General features: G+C 65.2%; 17 protein-coding genes. 2 read left to right on the forward strand and 15 right to left on the reverse strand.

The features are described 5' to 3' along the window. Window positions 1-46: 46 nt before the first annotated feature. Window positions 47-319 carry a hypothetical protein gene (locus tag AC066S_RS14815; protein WP_478270043.1) on the reverse strand — a complete coding sequence of 91 codons (273 nt, stop codon included), beginning with the start codon at window positions 317-319 and terminating at the stop codon, window positions 47-49. 234 nt (window positions 320-553) lie between these two features. Between AC066S_RS14815 and AC066S_RS14820 the strand changes: the two genes are divergently transcribed. After that, on the forward strand, window positions 554-1,021 hold the full coding sequence (locus AC066S_RS14820) for a YidB family protein (RefSeq protein WP_478270044.1): 468 nt from the start codon (window positions 554-556) through the stop codon (window positions 1,019-1,021). A gap of 30 nt (window positions 1,022-1,051) precedes the next feature. Then, on the forward strand, window positions 1,052-1,315 hold the full coding sequence (locus AC066S_RS14825; protein WP_126257341.1) for a GlsB/YeaQ/YmgE family stress response membrane protein: 264 nt from the start codon (window positions 1,052-1,054) through the stop codon (window positions 1,313-1,315). A gap of 88 nt (window positions 1,316-1,403) precedes the next feature. Here AC066S_RS14825 and AC066S_RS14830 read toward each other — a convergent pair whose 3' ends face one another. The 14 genes from AC066S_RS14830 to nuoF all read right to left on the reverse strand — a co-directional run bounded on the left by AC066S_RS14830 (window position 1,404) and on the right by nuoF (window position 16,259). Then, window positions 1,404-1,751 carry a hypothetical protein gene (locus AC066S_RS14830; RefSeq protein WP_126257340.1) on the reverse strand — a complete coding sequence of 116 codons (348 nt, stop codon included), beginning with the start codon at window positions 1,749-1,751 and terminating at the stop codon, window positions 1,404-1,406. A gap of 214 nt (window positions 1,752-1,965) precedes the next feature. Continuing rightward, window positions 1,966-2,241, reverse strand: a complete 276-nt coding sequence (locus tag AC066S_RS14835; RefSeq protein ID WP_135170006.1) for a DUF1467 family protein — start codon at window positions 2,239-2,241, stop codon at window positions 1,966-1,968. Between the two features lie 9 nt (window positions 2,242-2,250). Continuing rightward, the gene (gene mce, locus AC066S_RS14840) at window positions 2,251-2,655 is read right to left on the reverse strand and encodes a methylmalonyl-CoA epimerase (RefSeq protein WP_028136079.1); all 405 of its coding nucleotides are present in this window, start codon (window positions 2,653-2,655) and stop codon (window positions 2,251-2,253) included. Window positions 2,656-2,666: 11 nt separating this feature from the next. Next, the gene (locus AC066S_RS14845; RefSeq protein WP_478270045.1) at window positions 2,667-4,337 is read right to left on the reverse strand and encodes a ribonuclease J; all 1,671 of its coding nucleotides are present in this window, start codon (window positions 4,335-4,337) and stop codon (window positions 2,667-2,669) included. Further along, complete coding sequence (locus AC066S_RS14850) at window positions 4,337-5,143, reverse strand: biotin--[acetyl-CoA-carboxylase] ligase (protein ID WP_478270046.1); 807 nt, start codon at window positions 5,141-5,143, stop codon at window positions 4,337-4,339. Before AC066S_RS14850 ends, AC066S_RS14845 begins: the two co-directional genes overlap by 1 nt. A gap of 1 nt (window position 5,144) precedes the next feature. Then, window positions 5,145-6,581, reverse strand: a complete 1,437-nt coding sequence (gene nuoN, locus AC066S_RS14855; RefSeq protein ID WP_126257335.1) for an NADH-quinone oxidoreductase subunit NuoN — start codon at window positions 6,579-6,581, stop codon at window positions 5,145-5,147. A gap of 22 nt (window positions 6,582-6,603) precedes the next feature. After that, window positions 6,604-8,112: an NADH-quinone oxidoreductase subunit M gene (locus AC066S_RS14860; RefSeq protein ID WP_126257334.1), complete on the reverse strand. Its 1,509-nt coding sequence runs from the start codon at window positions 8,110-8,112 to the stop codon at window positions 6,604-6,606. Further along, window positions 8,113-10,203 (reverse strand): NADH-quinone oxidoreductase subunit L, encoded by a 2,091-nt coding sequence (gene nuoL, locus AC066S_RS14865; RefSeq protein WP_478270047.1) that lies wholly within the window; start codon window positions 10,201-10,203, stop codon window positions 8,113-8,115. 8 nt (window positions 10,204-10,211) lie between these two features. Beyond that, complete coding sequence (gene nuoK, locus AC066S_RS14870; RefSeq protein ID WP_126257332.1) at window positions 10,212-10,520, reverse strand: NADH-quinone oxidoreductase subunit NuoK; 309 nt, start codon at window positions 10,518-10,520, stop codon at window positions 10,212-10,214. Continuing rightward, window positions 10,517-11,155: an NADH-quinone oxidoreductase subunit J gene (locus tag AC066S_RS14875; protein WP_061027048.1), complete on the reverse strand. Its 639-nt coding sequence runs from the start codon at window positions 11,153-11,155 to the stop codon at window positions 10,517-10,519. Before AC066S_RS14875 ends, nuoK begins: the two co-directional genes overlap by 4 nt. 116 nt (window positions 11,156-11,271) lie before the next feature. Continuing rightward, the gene (nuoI, locus tag AC066S_RS14880) at window positions 11,272-11,766 is read right to left on the reverse strand and encodes an NADH-quinone oxidoreductase subunit NuoI (RefSeq protein WP_191093171.1); all 495 of its coding nucleotides are present in this window, start codon (window positions 11,764-11,766) and stop codon (window positions 11,272-11,274) included. An 8-nt stretch (window positions 11,767-11,774) separates the two neighbouring features. Then, the gene (nuoH, locus tag AC066S_RS14885; protein ID WP_085969087.1) at window positions 11,775-12,842 is read right to left on the reverse strand and encodes an NADH-quinone oxidoreductase subunit NuoH; all 1,068 of its coding nucleotides are present in this window, start codon (window positions 12,840-12,842) and stop codon (window positions 11,775-11,777) included. 10 nt (window positions 12,843-12,852) lie between these two features. Beyond that, complete coding sequence (gene nuoG / locus AC066S_RS14890) at window positions 12,853-14,928, reverse strand: NADH-quinone oxidoreductase subunit NuoG (protein WP_126257331.1); 2,076 nt, start codon at window positions 14,926-14,928, stop codon at window positions 12,853-12,855. 5 nt (window positions 14,929-14,933) lie between these two features. Next, entirely contained in the window at window positions 14,934-16,259 is a 1,326-nt protein-coding gene (nuoF, locus tag AC066S_RS14895; protein ID WP_028136070.1) for an NADH-quinone oxidoreductase subunit NuoF, read from the reverse strand. Window positions 16,260-16,273 lie beyond the last annotated feature (14 nt).

The raw sequence follows: 16,273 nt of genomic DNA on the forward strand, positions 1-16,273 counted from the left end.
GCCGGCCTTCTTTTCGGATCATCATAGCCAAAAAGCGCGCTGGCGCCTATCGCCACGATCGTTCGACTGAACCGAGCGTATCGATGCGCTGTGCAAGCCAGATCGTGTGGCCGCCGCAATCGCGATCGTCGGCGACATGCGACACGACGCGGAAGCCGTTCCGGCCCAGGAGCGAGCCGATATTCGCTGGCAGCAACGCTCGAAAGCGGTCGAGCCAGGCTGGCTCAAACAGGCCGCTTTGGGCGCGCTTCTCGATCCAGTCCGATGCCTGGCGCTGGTAGAGATCGATGATCCGGTCGGCGGCTTCCGATGATGGCATTTGCGTTCTCGCGCGGCGCTTGCTCCTCAGATCGTCCGGCTCCGCCGAGGTCGAGCTGAGATGGGATTTTACTGCCTCCTGCCGTGGTCCCGGGCAGCCCGTCCCACCCCGTCGTTGCTTCTCTCCCTCGCGACAGAGAGACGCTTCGCCGCAGTGATCATGTGCGATCTCGGGAACTCATGCGTGTTGAGACAGTTTCGCTCTTCTCGGATCTCGGATCTCAAGGAGACGCCAATGGCACGCGGAATGCCTTCCATGACTGCCCTTCTGGCGATGCTGGCCATAGCTGGCTATCAAAACCGCGACAAGCTGGCCGAACTGCTGAAGGGTTCAGGCGCAGGGTCTGCGGGCGGAGGGCCCGCCGGCGGGAGTGCTCAGGAGCCGCTCGGGGGAATGTTGGGCAACCTGGGCGGCATGCTCGGCGCGGGCGGCATCGGGGGGCTGCTCAATGGAGGAATTGGCGAGCTCCTGGAACGATTTAACCAGAATGGCCGGGGCGAGATAGCCGACTCCTGGGTAAAGCCCGGCCCCAACAAGGAGATTTCGCCGCCTGAGCTGAAAACTGCCGTTGGCGCCGACGTGCTCGAGAAGCTCGAACAGCAGACGGGGCTCTCTCAAGACGAGATCCTCGCAAGGCTGTCCCGGGAATTGCCCTCGGCAATCGACAAGTACACACCGGACGGGCGCCTGCCGCAGGCTTAACCGCCGCTGCTTAACTTGAAGAGGTTTGAAATGAGCATTCTCTGGACGATCATCATCGGCTTCGTCGCCGGCGTCATAGCCAAATTCATCATGCCCGGGGACAATGAGCCGTCCGGCTTCATCCTGACGACCATCCTCGGGATCGTGGGCGCATTCGTTGCGACCTACCTCGGCCAGGCCCTCGGCTGGTATCGTCCCGGAGAAGGGGCAGGATTGATCGGCGCGGTCGTTGGCGCGATCGTCGTGCTGCTCGTCTACGGAATGATCGCGGGCCGCCAACGCCGACCGATTTGATAGTCTTGCGTGAAAACTGCGTCGAGGCTACGCACTCGCGTCAAGAGATGCGCAGTTCGGCGCCGAGTTCACGCGGGACACCGAACAATTACTCCCGCTCCAGGAAGCTCGAGCCGATCTCGGCCTTTCTCTTGATCGGATCGTAATCGCAATAAACGAGATCCGCCACCAGCGTGTAGCTGGCGCTGACGTTGTATTTGTCCAGCTTGACCGAGTTCAGGCCGATCACCGAGGTGCTCTTGCCGCCGTTCCATTTGAACGGTGTCGAGCTCTTGGCCTGCTCGCAGGCCATCACCGCTTCGTTAAAGACGTAGCCCTCGACGAACGCCTTCAGCGTTCGCAGCTGCACCGCCATCTTCCACTCGACATAGCCGATGGCGCCGAGCCCGGCGACGATCAGCACCAGCAGCGCGACGACGATGCGTTGAAAAGTCATTTGTGTCCCCCGAAACAATGAGCCAAACGAAAAATTCTAAGCACGCGGCGAGATGAAGCAAGCGCCTCGTCCTTCGAGACGACCGCTTCGCGGTCTCCTCAGGATGAGGCTAACGGACATCGCCGCACGTTGAAACTGCGGCCGCGCACTCTGTCCTCATCCTGAGGAGCCCGCGAAGCGGGCGTCTCGAAGGATGGGCCGCACGCAGATAGACCTAGAACGGCATGCCCATCATCTTCGACAGGCGCTCGATCGAGAGATAGCCGGCGTTATAGGCGACCATGCCGAGGCCGTAGACGATGGCCGAGATGATCGTGGTCCAGATCAGCTTGCGGCCCATCCGGGTCAGGATCGGGGCGCCGGGATCGGTGCCGGGCGCGCCGACGCCGTCCTCGTGCTGGCTGCGCACGCCGAACGGCAGCGTCACGAACAGCGTGACCCACCAGATGACGAAGTAGATCGCGATCGCGGTCGATATCTGGATGGCCATGGGACGGCCTTACGCCTGCTCGATTTCGACCAGCGCGCCGGAAAAATCCTTCGGATGCAGGAACAGCACCGGCTTGCCGTGGGCGCCGATCTTCGGCACGCCATCACCGAGCACCCTTGCCCCCTCCTTCACCAGCGTGTCGCGCGAGGCGATGATGTCGACGACCTCGTAGCAGACGTGGTGGATGCCGCCGTCGGGGTTGCGCTCGACGAATTTTGCGATCGGCGAGGCCTCGCCGAGCGGCTCGATGAACTCGATCTTGGTATTGGGCAGCGTCGCGAACACGGTGATGACGCCGTGCTCGGGCAGCGGCACGGCGTCCGAGATCTGGGCGCCGAACGCGGCGCCGTAGATCCTGGCCGCCTTGACGGCGTCCTTGGTCGCGATCGCGACATGGTTGAGCCGGCCCAGCATGGTTCTCTCCCTCAGACTGTCAGTACGTGTACCAGACAGGGGGGCTTCTTGCCCCAATGTTCGTTGATGACGGCCCGGACAGCGCGTCGCACCGACTCGGCCAGCGCATCGGCATCGCGACGGCGCGCCTTCGGCAGGCCCTCGATCGTCGACATCACCGCGTCGAAGACGATGTCGTCGAAGGGCTCGCCCGCCCGGTTCTTCTCGGGGACGCCGACCAGGTCGACCTCGGGATCGTCGGCGAGCTCCCCCTGCTCGGTCATGGCAATGGCGACGAAGGCGCAGCCGGAGAACGCCATGCGCCGCCGCTCGACCACGGCGCGGGACTTGGAATCCTCCAATATCGTGCCGTCCTTGTAGAGACGTCCCGAGGGCACCTCGCCGATAATGCCGGGATCGCCCGGGCCGAGCTTGACGAGGTCGCCGTTGCGGCAGACCAGCACGCGCGGCACGCCGGCAGCGCGCGCCAGCTTGGCGTGCTCGTGCAGATGCAGCGCCTCGCCATGGACGGGGATCAGGAGCTGCGGCCTGGTCCAGGCGATCAGGTCGCGCAATTCGTCGCGGCGGGGATGGCCGGAGACGTGAACCAGGGCGTCGCGGTCGGTGATGATCTCCACGCCCTGCAGCACCAGATTGTTGATGATCGAGCCGACGGCCTTCTCGTTGCCCGGGATGGTGCGCGAGGAGAAGATCACGCTGTCGCCGCGGTTGAGCGTGATCTCGGGATGGTCGTCATTGGCGATGCGCGCCAGCGCGGCGCGCGGCTCGCCCTGGCTGCCGGTGCACAGCGCCAGCACCTTGTCCTGCGGCAGATGGCCGTAGATGTCGGGCGAGCGGAAATTCTGCACGCCGTCGAGATAGCCGGTCTCGCGCGCGACCTGCACCACGCGCTCCATGGCGCGGCCGACCACGACGACCTCGCGGTCGGCGGCCCTGGCGGCGGCGGCCACGGCCTTGATGCGCGCGACGTTGGAGGCGAAGGTCGTCACGGCGACGCGGCCCTTGGCGGCCTTCACGAGATCGATGATGGTCCGGGCGACCTCGGCCTCCGAGGGCGAGCGGCCGTCGCGCACCGCGTTGGTGGAATCGCCGATCAAGGCGAGCAGGCCCGCCTCGCCGAGCTCGCGCAGCCGCTTCTCGTCGGTGGGAGCCCCGAGCGTCGGGGTCGGGTCGATCTTCCAGTCGCCGGTGTGCAGCACCGTGCCGGCCGAGGTGTGGATCGCCAGCGCGTGCGCTTCGGGAATGGAATGCGCGACGGGGATGAATTCGACGTTGAACGGGCCGACGTCGATGCGCCCGCCCGACGGCACCACCGTCACCGGGATCTTCGGCGCGTTGCGCTCGGCGGCGCATTTGGCCTCGAACAGCGCGGCGCTGAACTGCGTCGCATAGATCGGGCATTTCAGCTTCGGCCAGAGGTCGATGATGGCGCCGAAATGGTCCTCGTGGGCGTGGGTCAGCACCAGGCCCATCAAGTTTTTGCGTTCCTTCTCCAGGAACGAGATGTCCGGCATGATCAGGTCGATGCCCGGCAGGTGCTCCTCGTCGCCGAAGGAGACGCCGAGATCGACCGCGAGCCAGGCGCGCTGCTGGCGGTTGCCGAGGCCGTAGATCGACAGGTTCATGCCGATCTCGCCGACGCCGCCGAGCGGCGCAAATACCAGTTCCTCGGGCTTCGCCATCATGCAGCTCCCACCGAGCGGACCGGACCGAAGAACACCTCGCCTGCCGCCACCGGCACGCGGCGGCCCTCCGCGGTTCGGACGATCAGGCAGCCGGTGTCGTCGATGGTGTCGAAAATGCCTTCCAGCGTCATCGTCCCCGTCTGGATCGCGACCTTCTCGCCGAGGCCGGCGGCCCGCTCCAGCCACAGCTTTCGGATCTCGGCAAAACCGCGTCCATTGTCCCAGATGCCGCGGAACTCGACCCAGGCGTCGGAGAGGGCCGAGAACAGCTCCTCGGCACTGATCTGGACGCCGAGCGCGGCCAGCGACACCGCGGGCGTCGGGGTGCCCTCGGGCGCTGCGACGACGTTGGTGCCGATGCCGACCACGATGGCGAGGCGATCGCCGACCGCCTCGGCCTCCAGACCGATGCCGACCAGCTTCTTGCCGTTGGCCAGCACGTCATTGGGCCATTTCAAGGCGTAGCGGGGACGGCCCTCGCCGAGGCGGAGCGCGGCCTCGAGGCTGACCTTCTCCAGGGCGGCCTCCTCGGCCAGCCCGGCGGCAAACCCGATGGTGGCGGCAACCGCCGGCGCGACGTCCAGGACTTCGAGGACGCTGGCGGCGAGATTGCCGCGCGGCGCGATCCAGGGGCGCTGACGGCGGCCGCGGCCGGCGGTCTGCTCGGATGTGACGAACCACATCGGGCCGCGTTCGCCGGCCCTGGCGCGCTCAATCGCCTCGGTGTTGGTCGAGCCGGTCCGCTCGAACGCCGCGAGCTTGTAGCCCGCAGATGAGGCGCGAGGACCGAGCGCGAAAGCCATCCTAAAACAGCGACTTTGCCGCGGCGGAGGCGACGCTCACCACGGGACCTGCGAACAGCGCGAACAGGATGTTGAACAGGCCCGCAACCGCCAGCACCGTCTTCACCTCGACCCGCACCGGATCGACCTGTCCGGCCGGCTCGTCGAAATACATCGTCTTGACGATGGCGAGATAATAGTAGGCGCCGACCACGCTGGTCAGCACGCCGATGACGGCGAGCGTGAACAAATTCGCCTTGATGGCGGCGACGAAGACGTACCATTTGGCGAAGAAGCCGGCGAGCGGCGGAATGCCGGCGAGCGAGAACAGCAGCATCGCGAACATGAAGGCGAGCAGCGGATTGGTGCGCGAGAGGCCGGCGAAATCGCTGATCTGCTCGACGGCCTGGCCGTTGCGGCGCATGGCGAGGATGATCGAGAACGAGCCCAGCGTCATCGCGACATAGATCACGATGTACATCAGGACGCCCTGCGCGCCCTCGACCGTGCCGGAGGCAAGGCCGACCAGGGCGAAGCCCATGTGGCCGATCGAGGAATAGGCCATCAGGCGCTTGATGTTGGTCTGGCCGATGGCGGCGAAGGAGCCGAGCGCCATCGAGGCGATCGACACGAACACCAGGATCTGCTGCCACTGCGAGACGATGCCCGGGAAAGCGGTCAGCGTGACGCGAGTGAACACGGCGAGCGCGGCGACCTTCGGCGCCGAGGCGAAGAAGGCGGTGACCGGGGTCGGCGCGCCCTCGTAGACGTCGGGCGTCCACATGTGGAACGGCACCGCCGAAACCTTGAAGCAGAGACCGACGAGCAGGAAGACGAGACCGAACAGCAGGCCGACATTCGAGACCGTCGCGACCGCTGCGATGCCGGTGAAGCTGACCGTGCCGGTGAAGCCGTAGATCAGCGAGGCGCCGTAGAGCAGCATGCCCGAGGACAGCGCGCCGAGCACGAAGTACTTCAGGCCGGCTTCGGTCGACTTGGCGTTGTCACGGTTGGAGGCCGCGACGACATAGAGCGCCAGCGACATCAGCTCAAGGCCGAGATAGAGCGAGATCAGGTCGCCGGCCGAGATCAGCACCATCATGCCGAGCGTCGAGAGCAGCACGAGGATGGCATATTCGAAGATGCGGCGCGACGGGTCGGACAGGAACTCGGTCGACAGGATCAGCGTCACCGCCGAGCCGATCAAAGCCAGGATCTTCATGAAGCGGGCGAAATCGTCGACGATGAAGCTGCCGCCGAAGGTCACATGCTTGCCGGCGGGCAGCATGTATTCGAGCACGCCGACCACGACCAGGAGCACGACCGCCAGCGAGGTGATCGCACCGGTCGTCCCCTGCCCGCGATAGGCGCCCAGCATCAGCAGAGCCATGGCGCCGATCGCGAGCACGATCTCGGGCAGCACCGGCGCCAGTTGATAACCTGCAGTCTCAAAGCTCATGACAATATCCTGACCTGCCCGATCAATGGAGCAGTGCGGCGGCCTTCACGGCCGTCACAGCGGTGTTGTAATTGTTGACGAGTTGCTGGACCGAGGCAGCCGACATGTCGAGCACCGGCTTCGGATAGACGCCGAACAGGATCGTCAGCGCGATCATCGGGAACAGAATCACGCACTCGCGCAAGGTGAGATCCTTCATGCTCGCCAGCGACGGCTTGGTCAGCGCCCCGAACACGACCTTGCGGTAGAGCCACAGCGCATAGGCCGCCGACAGGATCACGCCGAAGCTGGCGAAGAACGCCGTCGGGATCGAGACCTTGAAGGTGCCGAGCAGCGTCATGAACTCGCCGACGAAGCCGCTCGTGCCGGGCAGACCGACATTGGCCATGGTGAAGACCATGAACGTCATCGCGTAGAGCGGCATCCGGTTGACGAGGCCGCCATAGGCCGCGATCTCGCGGGTGTGCAGACGGTCGTAGACGACGCCGACGCAGAGGAACAGCGCGCCGGAAACGATGCCGTGCGAGATCATCTGGAACATGCCGCCGGCCACGCCCTGCATGGTGCCGGCGAAGATGCCCATGGTGACGAAGCCCATATGCGCCACCGAGGAGTACGCGATCAGCTTCTTCATGTCCTCCTGCATCAGTGCCACCAGCGAGGTGTAGATGATGGCGATGGCCGAGAGCGTGAAGATCAGCGGCGCGAAGTCGTGCGAGGCCAGCGGGAACATCGGCAGCGAGAAGCGCAGGAAGCCGTAGCCGCCCATCTTCAGCAGGATCGCGGCCAGGACCACCGAGCCCGCCGTCGGCGCCTCGACATGCGCGTCGGGCAGCCAGGTGTGCACCGGCCACATCGGCATCTTCACCGCGAAGGAGGCGAAGAAGGCGAGCCAGGCCCAGGTCTGCAACGAGCGCGGCACGGCGGTGTGCATCAGGGTCGGGATGTCGGTGGTGCCGCCGTTCCAGTACAGCGCCATGATGGCGAGCAGCATCAGGACCGAGCCGAGCAGCGTGTAGAGGAAGAACTTGAACGACGCGTAGACCCGGCGCGGGCCGCCCCACACGCCGATGATCAGGAACATCGGGATCAGGCCGCCCTCGAAGAACAGGTAGAACAGCACGAGATCGAGCGCCGAGAAGGTGCCGATCATCAGCGTTTCCAGGATCAGGAACGCCATCATGTATTCGCGGACGCGGTTCGTGATCGCCTTCCAGCTCGCGATGATGCAGAACGGCATCACGGCGGTGGTGAGGATCACCAGCGGCAGCGAGATGCCGTCGACGCCCATGTGGTAGGTGATGCCGGTGGCGAGCCAGTTCGCCTTCTCGACGAACTGGAAGTCGGGATTGGCGGGGTCGAAGCGCATCACCAGGATCACCGAGACCGCGAAGGTGATCAGCGTGGTCCAGAGCGCGATCCAGCGCGAATTGCGCCTGGCCGCCTCGTCGTCGCCGCGGCTCAAGTAAACGATCAGCGCGCCGACCAGCGGCAGGAACGTCGTGACCGAAAGGATGGGCCAGGTTGTCATTTACTGGCCTCCAAAGCCGAACATGAACCAGGTGATCAGGCCGGCGGCACCGATCAGCATGGCGAACGCGTAGTGATAGAGATAACCGGTCTGGATCTTCACGACGTTGCGGGTGACGTCCAGCACGCGGGCCGAGACGCCGTCGGGGCCGAAGCCGTCGATGATGAAGCCGTCGCCCTTCTTCCAGAGCTGGTAGCCGATCCACTTCGCCGGACGGACGAAGATGATGTCGTAGAGCTCGTCGAAGTACCATTTGTTGAGCAGGAACTGGTACAGCATCGGCTGCGTCTTCGCGAGCTCGACCGGCAGATAGGGCCGGCGGATGTAGAACAGGTACGAGACGAGGAAGCCCAGCACCATCATCACCGTCGGCAGGAAGGCGATGGTCTGCGGGATGTGGTGCATCTCCTCGATGATGTGCGGGTTCATCTTCACGGACTCGCGGAAGAACTCCTCGACGCCGTGACCGGCGAACAGCTCCTTGAACGGGAACCCTGCGACGAACGAGCCGACCGCGAGCACGCCGATCGGGACCAGGATCCAGAGCGGAGCCTCGTGCGCGGCCTCGTAATGATGCTCGTCGTGCGGCTCGCCGTGGAAGGTCTTGAAGATCAGGCGCCAGGAGTAGAACGAGGTCAGGCCGGCGGCGATGATCGTCATCAGGAAGCCGTACACCCCGAACGGATTGTGCGAGGCGTAGGCCGCTTCGATGATGGCGTCCTTGGAGAAATACCCGGCCGTGAGCGGGAAGCCGGTCAGCGCCAGGGTGCCGACCACCATCACCGCATAGGTGTAGGGGATCTTCTTCCAGAGGCCGCCCATGTTGCGGATGTCCTGCTCGTGGTGCATCGCGTAGATCACCGAGCCGGAGCCTAAGAACAGCAGCGCCTTGAAGAAGGCGTGCGTGAACAGATGGAACATGCCGACTGAATAGGCCCCTGCTCCCATCGCCACGAACATGTAGCCGAGCTGAGAACAGGTCGAGTAGGCGACGATGCGCTTGATGTCGTTCTGGACGAGGCCGATCGTGGCCGCGAAGAACGCCGTGGTCGCACCGAAGAACATCACGACGGCCTGCGCGGTCGGGGCGAGCTCGAACAGCGGCGACAGGCGCGCCACCATGAACACGCCGGCGGTGACCATGGTCGCGGCATGGATCAGCGCCGAGACCGGCGTCGGGCCTTCCATCGCGTCCGGCAACCAAGTGTGCAGCAGGAACTGCGCCGACTTGCCCATCGCGCCCATGAACAGCAGCAGGCAGGTCAGGGTCAGCGCGTCGGCGTGCCAGCCGAGGAAGTTGATGGTCTTGCCGGTGAGGCCGGGCGCGGCATGGAAGATCGTCTCGAAATCGGTCGAGCCGACCAGCATGAAGACGGCGAAGATGCCGAGCGCGAAACCGAAGTCGCCGACGCGGTTGACCACGAAAGCCTTGATGGCGGCGGCGTTCGCCGATGGCTTCTGGTACCAGAAGCCGATCAGCAGGTAGCTGGCGAGACCGACGCCTTCCCAGCCGAAGAACAGCTGAACGAGGTTGTCTGCCGTCACCAGCATCAGCATGGCGAAGGTGAACAGGCTGAGATAGCCGAAGAAGCGCGGCCGATTCGGGTCCTCGTCCATGTAGCCGATGGAATAGAGGTGCACGAGCGAGGACACGGTGGTCACCACCACCAGCATCACGGCGGTGAGCGTGTCGACCCGCAGCGTCCACCAGACCTGGAGATCGCCGGAGAAGATCCAGGGCAACAGCTGAATGCGGGCGTCATGGTGCATGAAGCCGACATCGACCAGCGTCATCCAGGACAGCGCGGCCGAGACGAACAGCAGCGCCGTCGTGATCAGCTCGGCCGGGCGCGAGCCCGCCGCGGGCGGCTCGGCCGGACCATGGCCGTGATCGTCGTGACCATGTTCGTCGTGGCCGTGTTCGCCGTGGTCATGGGCGTCATGGGCCGTCGAGGCATGGGCGCCGTGACCGTGGTCGCCGTGATGCTCGACCTCGTCGCCCGAGGGGTTGCGGGCATGCGCGCCCACGAGCGCGATCAGGCCGGCCAAAATGGCGCCCAGCAGAGGCAGGAAAACGATTGCCTGAACCATTTGAGAGCTCAGCCCTTCATCAGATTGACGTCCTCAACCGCGATCGAGCCGCGGTTGCGGAAATAGACCACCAGGATGGCGAGACCGATCGCGGCTTCGGCCGCCGCGACGGTGAGCACCAGCAGCGCGAAGACCTGGCCGACGATGTCGCCGAGGAAGGTCGAGAATGCCACGAGGTTGATGTTGACCGAGAGCAGGATCAGCTCGATCGACATCAGGATGATGATGATGTTCTTGCGGTTCAGGAAGATGCCGAGGATGCCGAGCGTGAACAGGATCGCGCCGACCGCCAGATAATGTCCGAGCCCGACCGTCATTTCACCCACTCCGCCGCATCGGCATCCGAGAGCCCCTGCCCCGGCGCCACCTTGCGCATCGCCATCGCCATCTCGGGCGTGCGCGCGTTCTGAACGTTGATGTCCTGCCGCTTCACGCTGGCCTTGTGGCGCAGCGTCAGCACGATGGCGCCGATCATGGCGACCAGGAGCACCATGCCCGAGAGCTGGAAGTAGTGGATGTACTTCGTATAGAGCACGAGCCCGAGCGCCTCGGTGTTGGAAACGTTGGCCGGGATCGCCGCCGTGATCGTCTTGGAGACGCCGGGATTGATGACCCAGAAGCCGACGGTGAGCAGCAGCTCGAACAGGAAGATGCCGCCGATCACGAGGCCGACCGGCAGGTACTCGATGAAGCCCTCGCGCAGCTCGAGGAAATCGACGTCGAGCATCATGATCACGAACAGGAACAGCACCGCGACCGCGCCGACATAGACGACGATCAGCATCATGCCGAGGAACTCGGCGCCCATCAGCACGAACAGGCCCGAAGCGTTGACGAAGGCCAGGATCAGGTACAGCACGGAGTGCACGGGATTGCGCGAGACAATCACCATCACGGCCGAGGCGACGCAGACGCCGGCGAATAGATAGAAGAACAGCGCGGGAAGGATCATCGAGAAACTCCCGTCATTCCGGGGCGCGCGAAGCGTGAACCCGGAATCTCGAGATTCCGGGTCTGGTCCTTCTGACCATCCCGGAATGACTTGGAAATCTGGATCATGCCCTCACCTCACCGGTACGGCGCGTCGAGCTCGATCGCTTTCGCGATCTCGCGTTCCCAGCGATCGCCGTTGGCGAGCAGCTTGGCCTTGTCATAGAACAGTTCCTCGCGGGTCTCGGTCGCGAACTCGAAGTTCGGACCTTCGACGATGGCGTCCACAGGACAGGCCTCCTGGCAGAGGCCGCAATAGATGCACTTCACCATGTCGATGTCGTAGCGCACGGTGCGGCGGGTGCCGTCGTTGCGGCGCGGTCCGGCTTCGATGGTGATGGCCTGCGCCGGGCAGACCGCTTCGCACAGCTTGCAGGCGATGCAGCGCTCTTCGCCGTTCGGATAGCGGCGCAGCGCGTGCTCGCCGCGGAAGCGCGGCGAGATCGGGCCCTTCTCGAACGGATAGTTCAGCGTCGGCTTCGGCTGGAAGAAATAGCGCATGGCGAGGAAGAACGCCGAGACGAATTCCGACAGCAGAAGCGAGCGTGCAGTGGCGTTGACGTTGATACCCATGACAGCCCTCACTTCGGCGCGATGCCGGCGAAATGCAGCACGCCGGCCACCACGATCACCATCGCCAGCGACAGCGGCAGGAACACCTTCCAGCCGAGGCGCATCAATTGGTCGTAGCGGTAGCGCGGCACGATCGCCTTTGCCATCGCGAACAGGAAGAACATGAAGAACAGCTTCAGCGAGAACCAGATGATGCCCGGCACCCAGTTGAAGGGCGGCAGATCCACCGGCGGCAGCCAGCCTCCGAGGAACAGGATCGTCGCCAGCGCGCACATCGTGACGATCGCGACATACTCGCCGAGCATGAACAGCAAGTACGGAGTCGAGCCGTATTCGACCATGAAACCGGCGACGAGCTCGGATTCGGCTTCGACGAGGTCGAAGGGCGGACGGTTGGTTTCCGCCAGCGCCGAGACGTAGAACACCACGAACATCGGGAACAGCGGCCAGACGTACCAGTTCAGGATGGTGAGCTGCGGCAGCCCGATCAGGCTGGCGAGGCCGCGCGCGTGCTGGGCCTCGACCACGGCCGTCAGGTTCAGCGTGCCGGCGCAGAGCAGCACCGTGATGATGACGAAGCCGATCGAGACTTCGTACGACACCATCTGCGCCGCCGAGCGCAGCGCGGCCAGGAACGGATACTTCGAGTTCGACGACCAGCCGGCCATGATGATGCCGTAGATCGACAGCGACGAGATCGCGAAGATGAAGAGGACGCCGACATTGATGTCGGCGATCACCCAGCCGAGATTGGTCGGGATCACCGCCCAGGCTGCCAGCGCGAGCACGCACGACACCAGCGGCGCCAGCAGGAACACGCCCTTGTTGGCGCCGGCTGGAATGATCGGCTCCTTGAGCACGAACTTCAAGAGGTCGGCGAAGGATTGCAGCAGGCCCCAGGGGCCGACCACGTTCGGGCCGCGCCGGATCTGCACCGCCGCCCAGATCTTGCGGTCGGCGAGCAGGATGTAGGCGATCGCCACCAGCAGGACGACGAGCACCAGCACGCTCTGCGCGACCATGATGATCAGCGGCCAGAGGAAACCGGTCCAGAATGCGCTTTCGAAGAATTCCATCAGATCACGCTCACTCCGCTGCGGTCAGCATGTGCCCGGAGGCGAGGCGCGAGCATTCCGCCATCACGGCGGACGCACGCGCGATTGGGTTGGTCAAATAGAAGTCCTCGACCAGCGGCTTGAACGGCGCCTTCTCGGGCGAGCCGCCCTTCCCCGCCAGCTTCCTGATCTGGTCGGCGGAGCCGGCTTCGATCTGGTCGAGACGGATCAGATGCGGCACGGCCTTGAAGATCGCCTGGCGCAGCTGCGCGAGCGAGTCGTAGCCGAGCTTCTTGCCGAGCGCTTCCGACAGCGCGCGGACGATCGCCCAGTCCTCGCGGGCTTCGCCCGGCGGGAACGCGGCGCGGCCCGTCATCTGCACGCGGCCTTCGGTGTTGACGTAGATCGCGGACTTCTCGGTGTAGGCGGCCGCCGGCAGGATGACGTCGGCGCGGTGCGCGCCGCGGTCGCCATGGGTGCCGATATAGACGACGAAGGTGCCGTCCGCCGCGTTGATCTCGTCGGCCCCGAGCAGGAACAGGAGGTCGAGCGTGCCGAAGGTCGTCATCTGCGCCGCGTTCAGCCCGCCGCCGGTTGCGGAGAAGCCGATGTCGAGCGCGCCGACGCGCGAGGCGGTCTCGTGCAGCACGCCGAAGCCGTTCCAGCCGTCCTTGAGCGCGCCGACGTCGAGCGCGAGCTTGGCAGCGGCCGCGAGGATGGCGGCGCCGTCGTGGCGCGAGGCGGCGCCTCCGCCGACCAGGATGATCGGGTTCTTGGCGTTTTTCAGCACGTCCATGAAGGAGTGCTTGCCGGCGGCGAGCTCACCGAGCGTCTCGGTGCCCGCGCCGAGATGATCGTAGTCGTAGGTCAGATCGGCCTTGGAGCCGATCACGCCGACCTTGAAGCCGCCGGCGCGCCAGCGCTTGCGGATGCGGGCGTTGAACACGGCCGCCTCTTTCCGCGGGTTGGCGCCGATGATGAGCAGCGCATCCGCCTGCTCCACGCCCGCCAGCGTCGGGTTGAAGATGTAGGAGCCGCGGCCGAGCGAGGGATCGAAGGCATCGCCCCCCTGCACCGCCAGATTGCCGGAGCCGAACCTCGCGAGCAGGTCCTTCAGCGCGAACATTTCCTCGACACCGGCGAGGTCGCCGGCGATCGCGCCGATGCGCTTGCCGTCGGTGCGCGCCGCCTTGGCGGCGATCGCGGCAAAGGCCTCCTGCCAGCTCGCCGCGCGCAGCTTGCCGGCCTCACGGACATAGGGCCGGTCGAGCCGCTGGGTGCGCAGGCCGTCGACGACGTGGCGGGTCTTGTCGGAGATCCACTCCTCGTTCACGGCCTCGTTGATGCGCGGCAGGATGCGCATCACCTCGCGGCCGCGGGTGTCGACGCGGATCGCAGAGCCGAGACCGTCCATCACGTCGATCGACTGGGTCTTGCCGAGCTCCCACGGGCGCGCCGCGAAGGCATAGGGCTTCGAGGTCAGCGCGCCGACCGGGCAGATGTCGACGAGGTTGCCCTGCAATTCCGAGGTCAGGGCGTGCTCGAGATAGGTGGTGATCTCCATGTCCTCACCGCGGCCGGTGGCGCCCATCTCGGGGGCGCCGGCGACTTCCGCCGAGAAGCGGACGCAGCGCGTGCACTGGATGCAGCGGTTCATCGAGGTCTTGACCAGCGCGCCGAGATATTTGTCCTCGACGGCGCGCTTGTTCTCGGCGAAGCGGCTGGTGTCGACACCATAGCCCATCGCCTGGTCCTGGAGGTCGCACTCACCGCCCTGGTCGCAGATCGGGCAGTCCAGCGGATGGTTGATGAGCAGGAACTCCATCACGCCTTCGCGCGCCTTCTTCACCATCGGCGAACGCGTGGAGATTTCCGGCGGCTCGCCCTTGGGGCCCGGACGGCAGTCGCGCACGCCCCAGGCGCAGCTCGCGACCGGCTTCGGGCCGCCTTTCACTTCAACGAGGCACATCCGGCAATTGCCGGCGATCGACAGCCGCTCGTGGTAGCAGAAGCGCGGAATCTCGGCGCCGGCCGCCTCGCACGCCTGAAGCAGCGTGTACTCCGGCGGGACATCGATCTCTTTGCCGTCGATGATGAGCTTGGTCATTCTCTCTACTCCGCCGCGACCATGTTCACGGGATCGCGGACGCCGATATCGTCAATGTCGGCCCTGTGCGAATACTGGTCGATGCGCGCTTCGATCTCGTGACGGAAATGTGCGATCAGGCCCTGGATCGGCCATGCCGCCGCGTCGCCCAGCGCGCAGATGGTGTGGCCTTCGACCTGCTTGGTCACCTCGAGCAGCATGTCGATCTCGCGCTTGTGGGCGCGGCCCTCGGCCATGCGGGTCAGCACGCGCCACATCCACCCCGTGCCCTCGCGGCACGGCGTGCACTGGCCGCAGCTCTCATGCTTGTAGAAGTACGAGATGCGGGCGATGGCGCGGATCAGATCGGTCGACTTGTCCATCACGATCACGGCCGCGGTGCCGAGGCCCGAGCGCAGCTTGCTCAGACTGTCGAAATCCATCGGGGTGTCGATGATCTGCTCGGCCGGCACCATGCGCACCGACGAGCCGCCGGGGATCACGGCCTTGAGGTTGTCCCAGCCGCCACGGATGCCGCCGCAATGCTTCTCGATCAGCTCACGGAACGGAATGCCCATGGCCTCTTCGACGTTGCAGGGCCGCTCGACATGGCCAGAGATGCAGAACAGCTTGGTGCCGACATTGTTCGGGCGGCCGATGCCGGCGAACCAGGCCGCGCCGCGGCGCAGGATGTCCGGCGCAACCGCGATGGACTCGACGTTGTTGACGGTGGTCGGGCAGCCGAACAGGCCGACATTCGCCGGGAACGGCGGCTTCAGGCGCGGCTGGCCCTTCTTGCCTTCGAGGCTTTCGAGCAGCGCGGTTTCCTCGCCGCAGATATAGGCGCCGGCGCCGTGCGCGACGTAGATGTCGAACGGCCAGCCGTTGACGTTGTCCTTGCCGACCAGCTTGGCCTCATAGGCCTGGTCGATCGCGGCCTGAAGGCGCTCGCGCTCGCGGATGAACTCGCCGCGGACGTAGATGTAGCAGGCATGCGCGTTCATCGCGAAGCTGGCGATCAGGCAGCCCTCGACCAAAAGATGCGGATCGTGCCGCATGATCTCGCGGTCCTTGCAGGTGCCGGGCTCGGATTCGTCGGCGTTGACGACGAGATAGCTCGGCCGGCCGTCGGTCGATTCCTTCGGCATGAAGGACCATTTCAGGCCGGTCGGGAAGCCGGCGCCGCCGCGGCCGCGGAGCCCCGAGGCCTTCATCTCGTTGATGATCCAGTCGCGGCCCTTGTCGATGATGGCCTTGGTGCCATCCCAGGCGCCACGGCGCCGCGCACCCTCTAGCCCCCAATCGTGGAGGCCGTAAAGGTTCTTGAAGATGCGGTCCTTGTCCTCGAGCATATCAGTGCTTTCCG

This window comes from Bradyrhizobium sp. CFUWI (genome assembly GCF_056429085.1).

Coding starts and splice junctions, on each gene's coding strand:
- AC066S_RS14815 (WP_478270043.1), bottom strand. CDS start 319: ATGCCATCATCGGAAGCCGCCGACCGGATCATCGATCTCTACCAGCGC.
- AC066S_RS14820 (WP_478270044.1), top strand. CDS start 554: ATGGCACGCGGAATGCCTTCCATGACTGCCCTTCTGGCGATGCTGGCC.
- AC066S_RS14825 (WP_126257341.1), top strand. CDS start 1,052: ATGAGCATTCTCTGGACGATCATCATCGGCTTCGTCGCCGGCGTCATA.
- AC066S_RS14830 (WP_126257340.1), bottom strand. CDS start 1,751: ATGACTTTTCAACGCATCGTCGTCGCGCTGCTGGTGCTGATCGTCGCC.
- AC066S_RS14835 (WP_135170006.1), bottom strand. CDS start 2,241: ATGGCCATCCAGATATCGACCGCGATCGCGATCTACTTCGTCATCTGG.
- mce (WP_028136079.1), bottom strand. CDS start 2,655: ATGCTGGGCCGGCTCAACCATGTCGCGATCGCGACCAAGGACGCCGTC.
- AC066S_RS14845 (WP_478270045.1), bottom strand. CDS start 4,337: ATGGCGAAGCCCGAGGAACTGGTATTTGCGCCGCTCGGCGGCGTCGGC.
- AC066S_RS14850 (WP_478270046.1), bottom strand. CDS start 5,143: ATGGCTTTCGCGCTCGGTCCTCGCGCCTCATCTGCGGGCTACAAGCTC.
- nuoN (WP_126257335.1), bottom strand. CDS start 6,581: ATGAGCTTTGAGACTGCAGGTTATCAACTGGCGCCGGTGCTGCCCGAG.
- AC066S_RS14860 (WP_126257334.1), bottom strand. CDS start 8,112: ATGACAACCTGGCCCATCCTTTCGGTCACGACGTTCCTGCCGCTGGTC.
- nuoL (WP_478270047.1), bottom strand. CDS start 10,203: ATGGTTCAGGCAATCGTTTTCCTGCCTCTGCTGGGCGCCATTTTGGCC.
- nuoK (WP_126257332.1), bottom strand. CDS start 10,520: ATGACGGTCGGGCTCGGACATTATCTGGCGGTCGGCGCGATCCTGTTC.
- AC066S_RS14875 (WP_061027048.1), bottom strand. CDS start 11,155: ATGATCCTTCCCGCGCTGTTCTTCTATCTATTCGCCGGCGTCTGCGTC.
- nuoI (WP_191093171.1), bottom strand. CDS start 11,766: ATGGGTATCAACGTCAACGCCACTGCACGCTCGCTTCTGCTGTCGGAA.
- nuoH (WP_085969087.1), bottom strand. CDS start 12,842: ATGGAATTCTTCGAAAGCGCATTCTGGACCGGTTTCCTCTGGCCGCTG.
- nuoG (WP_126257331.1), bottom strand. CDS start 14,928: ATGACCAAGCTCATCATCGACGGCAAAGAGATCGATGTCCCGCCGGAG.
- nuoF (WP_028136070.1), bottom strand. CDS start 16,259: ATGCTCGAGGACAAGGACCGCATCTTCAAGAACCTTTACGGCCTCCAC.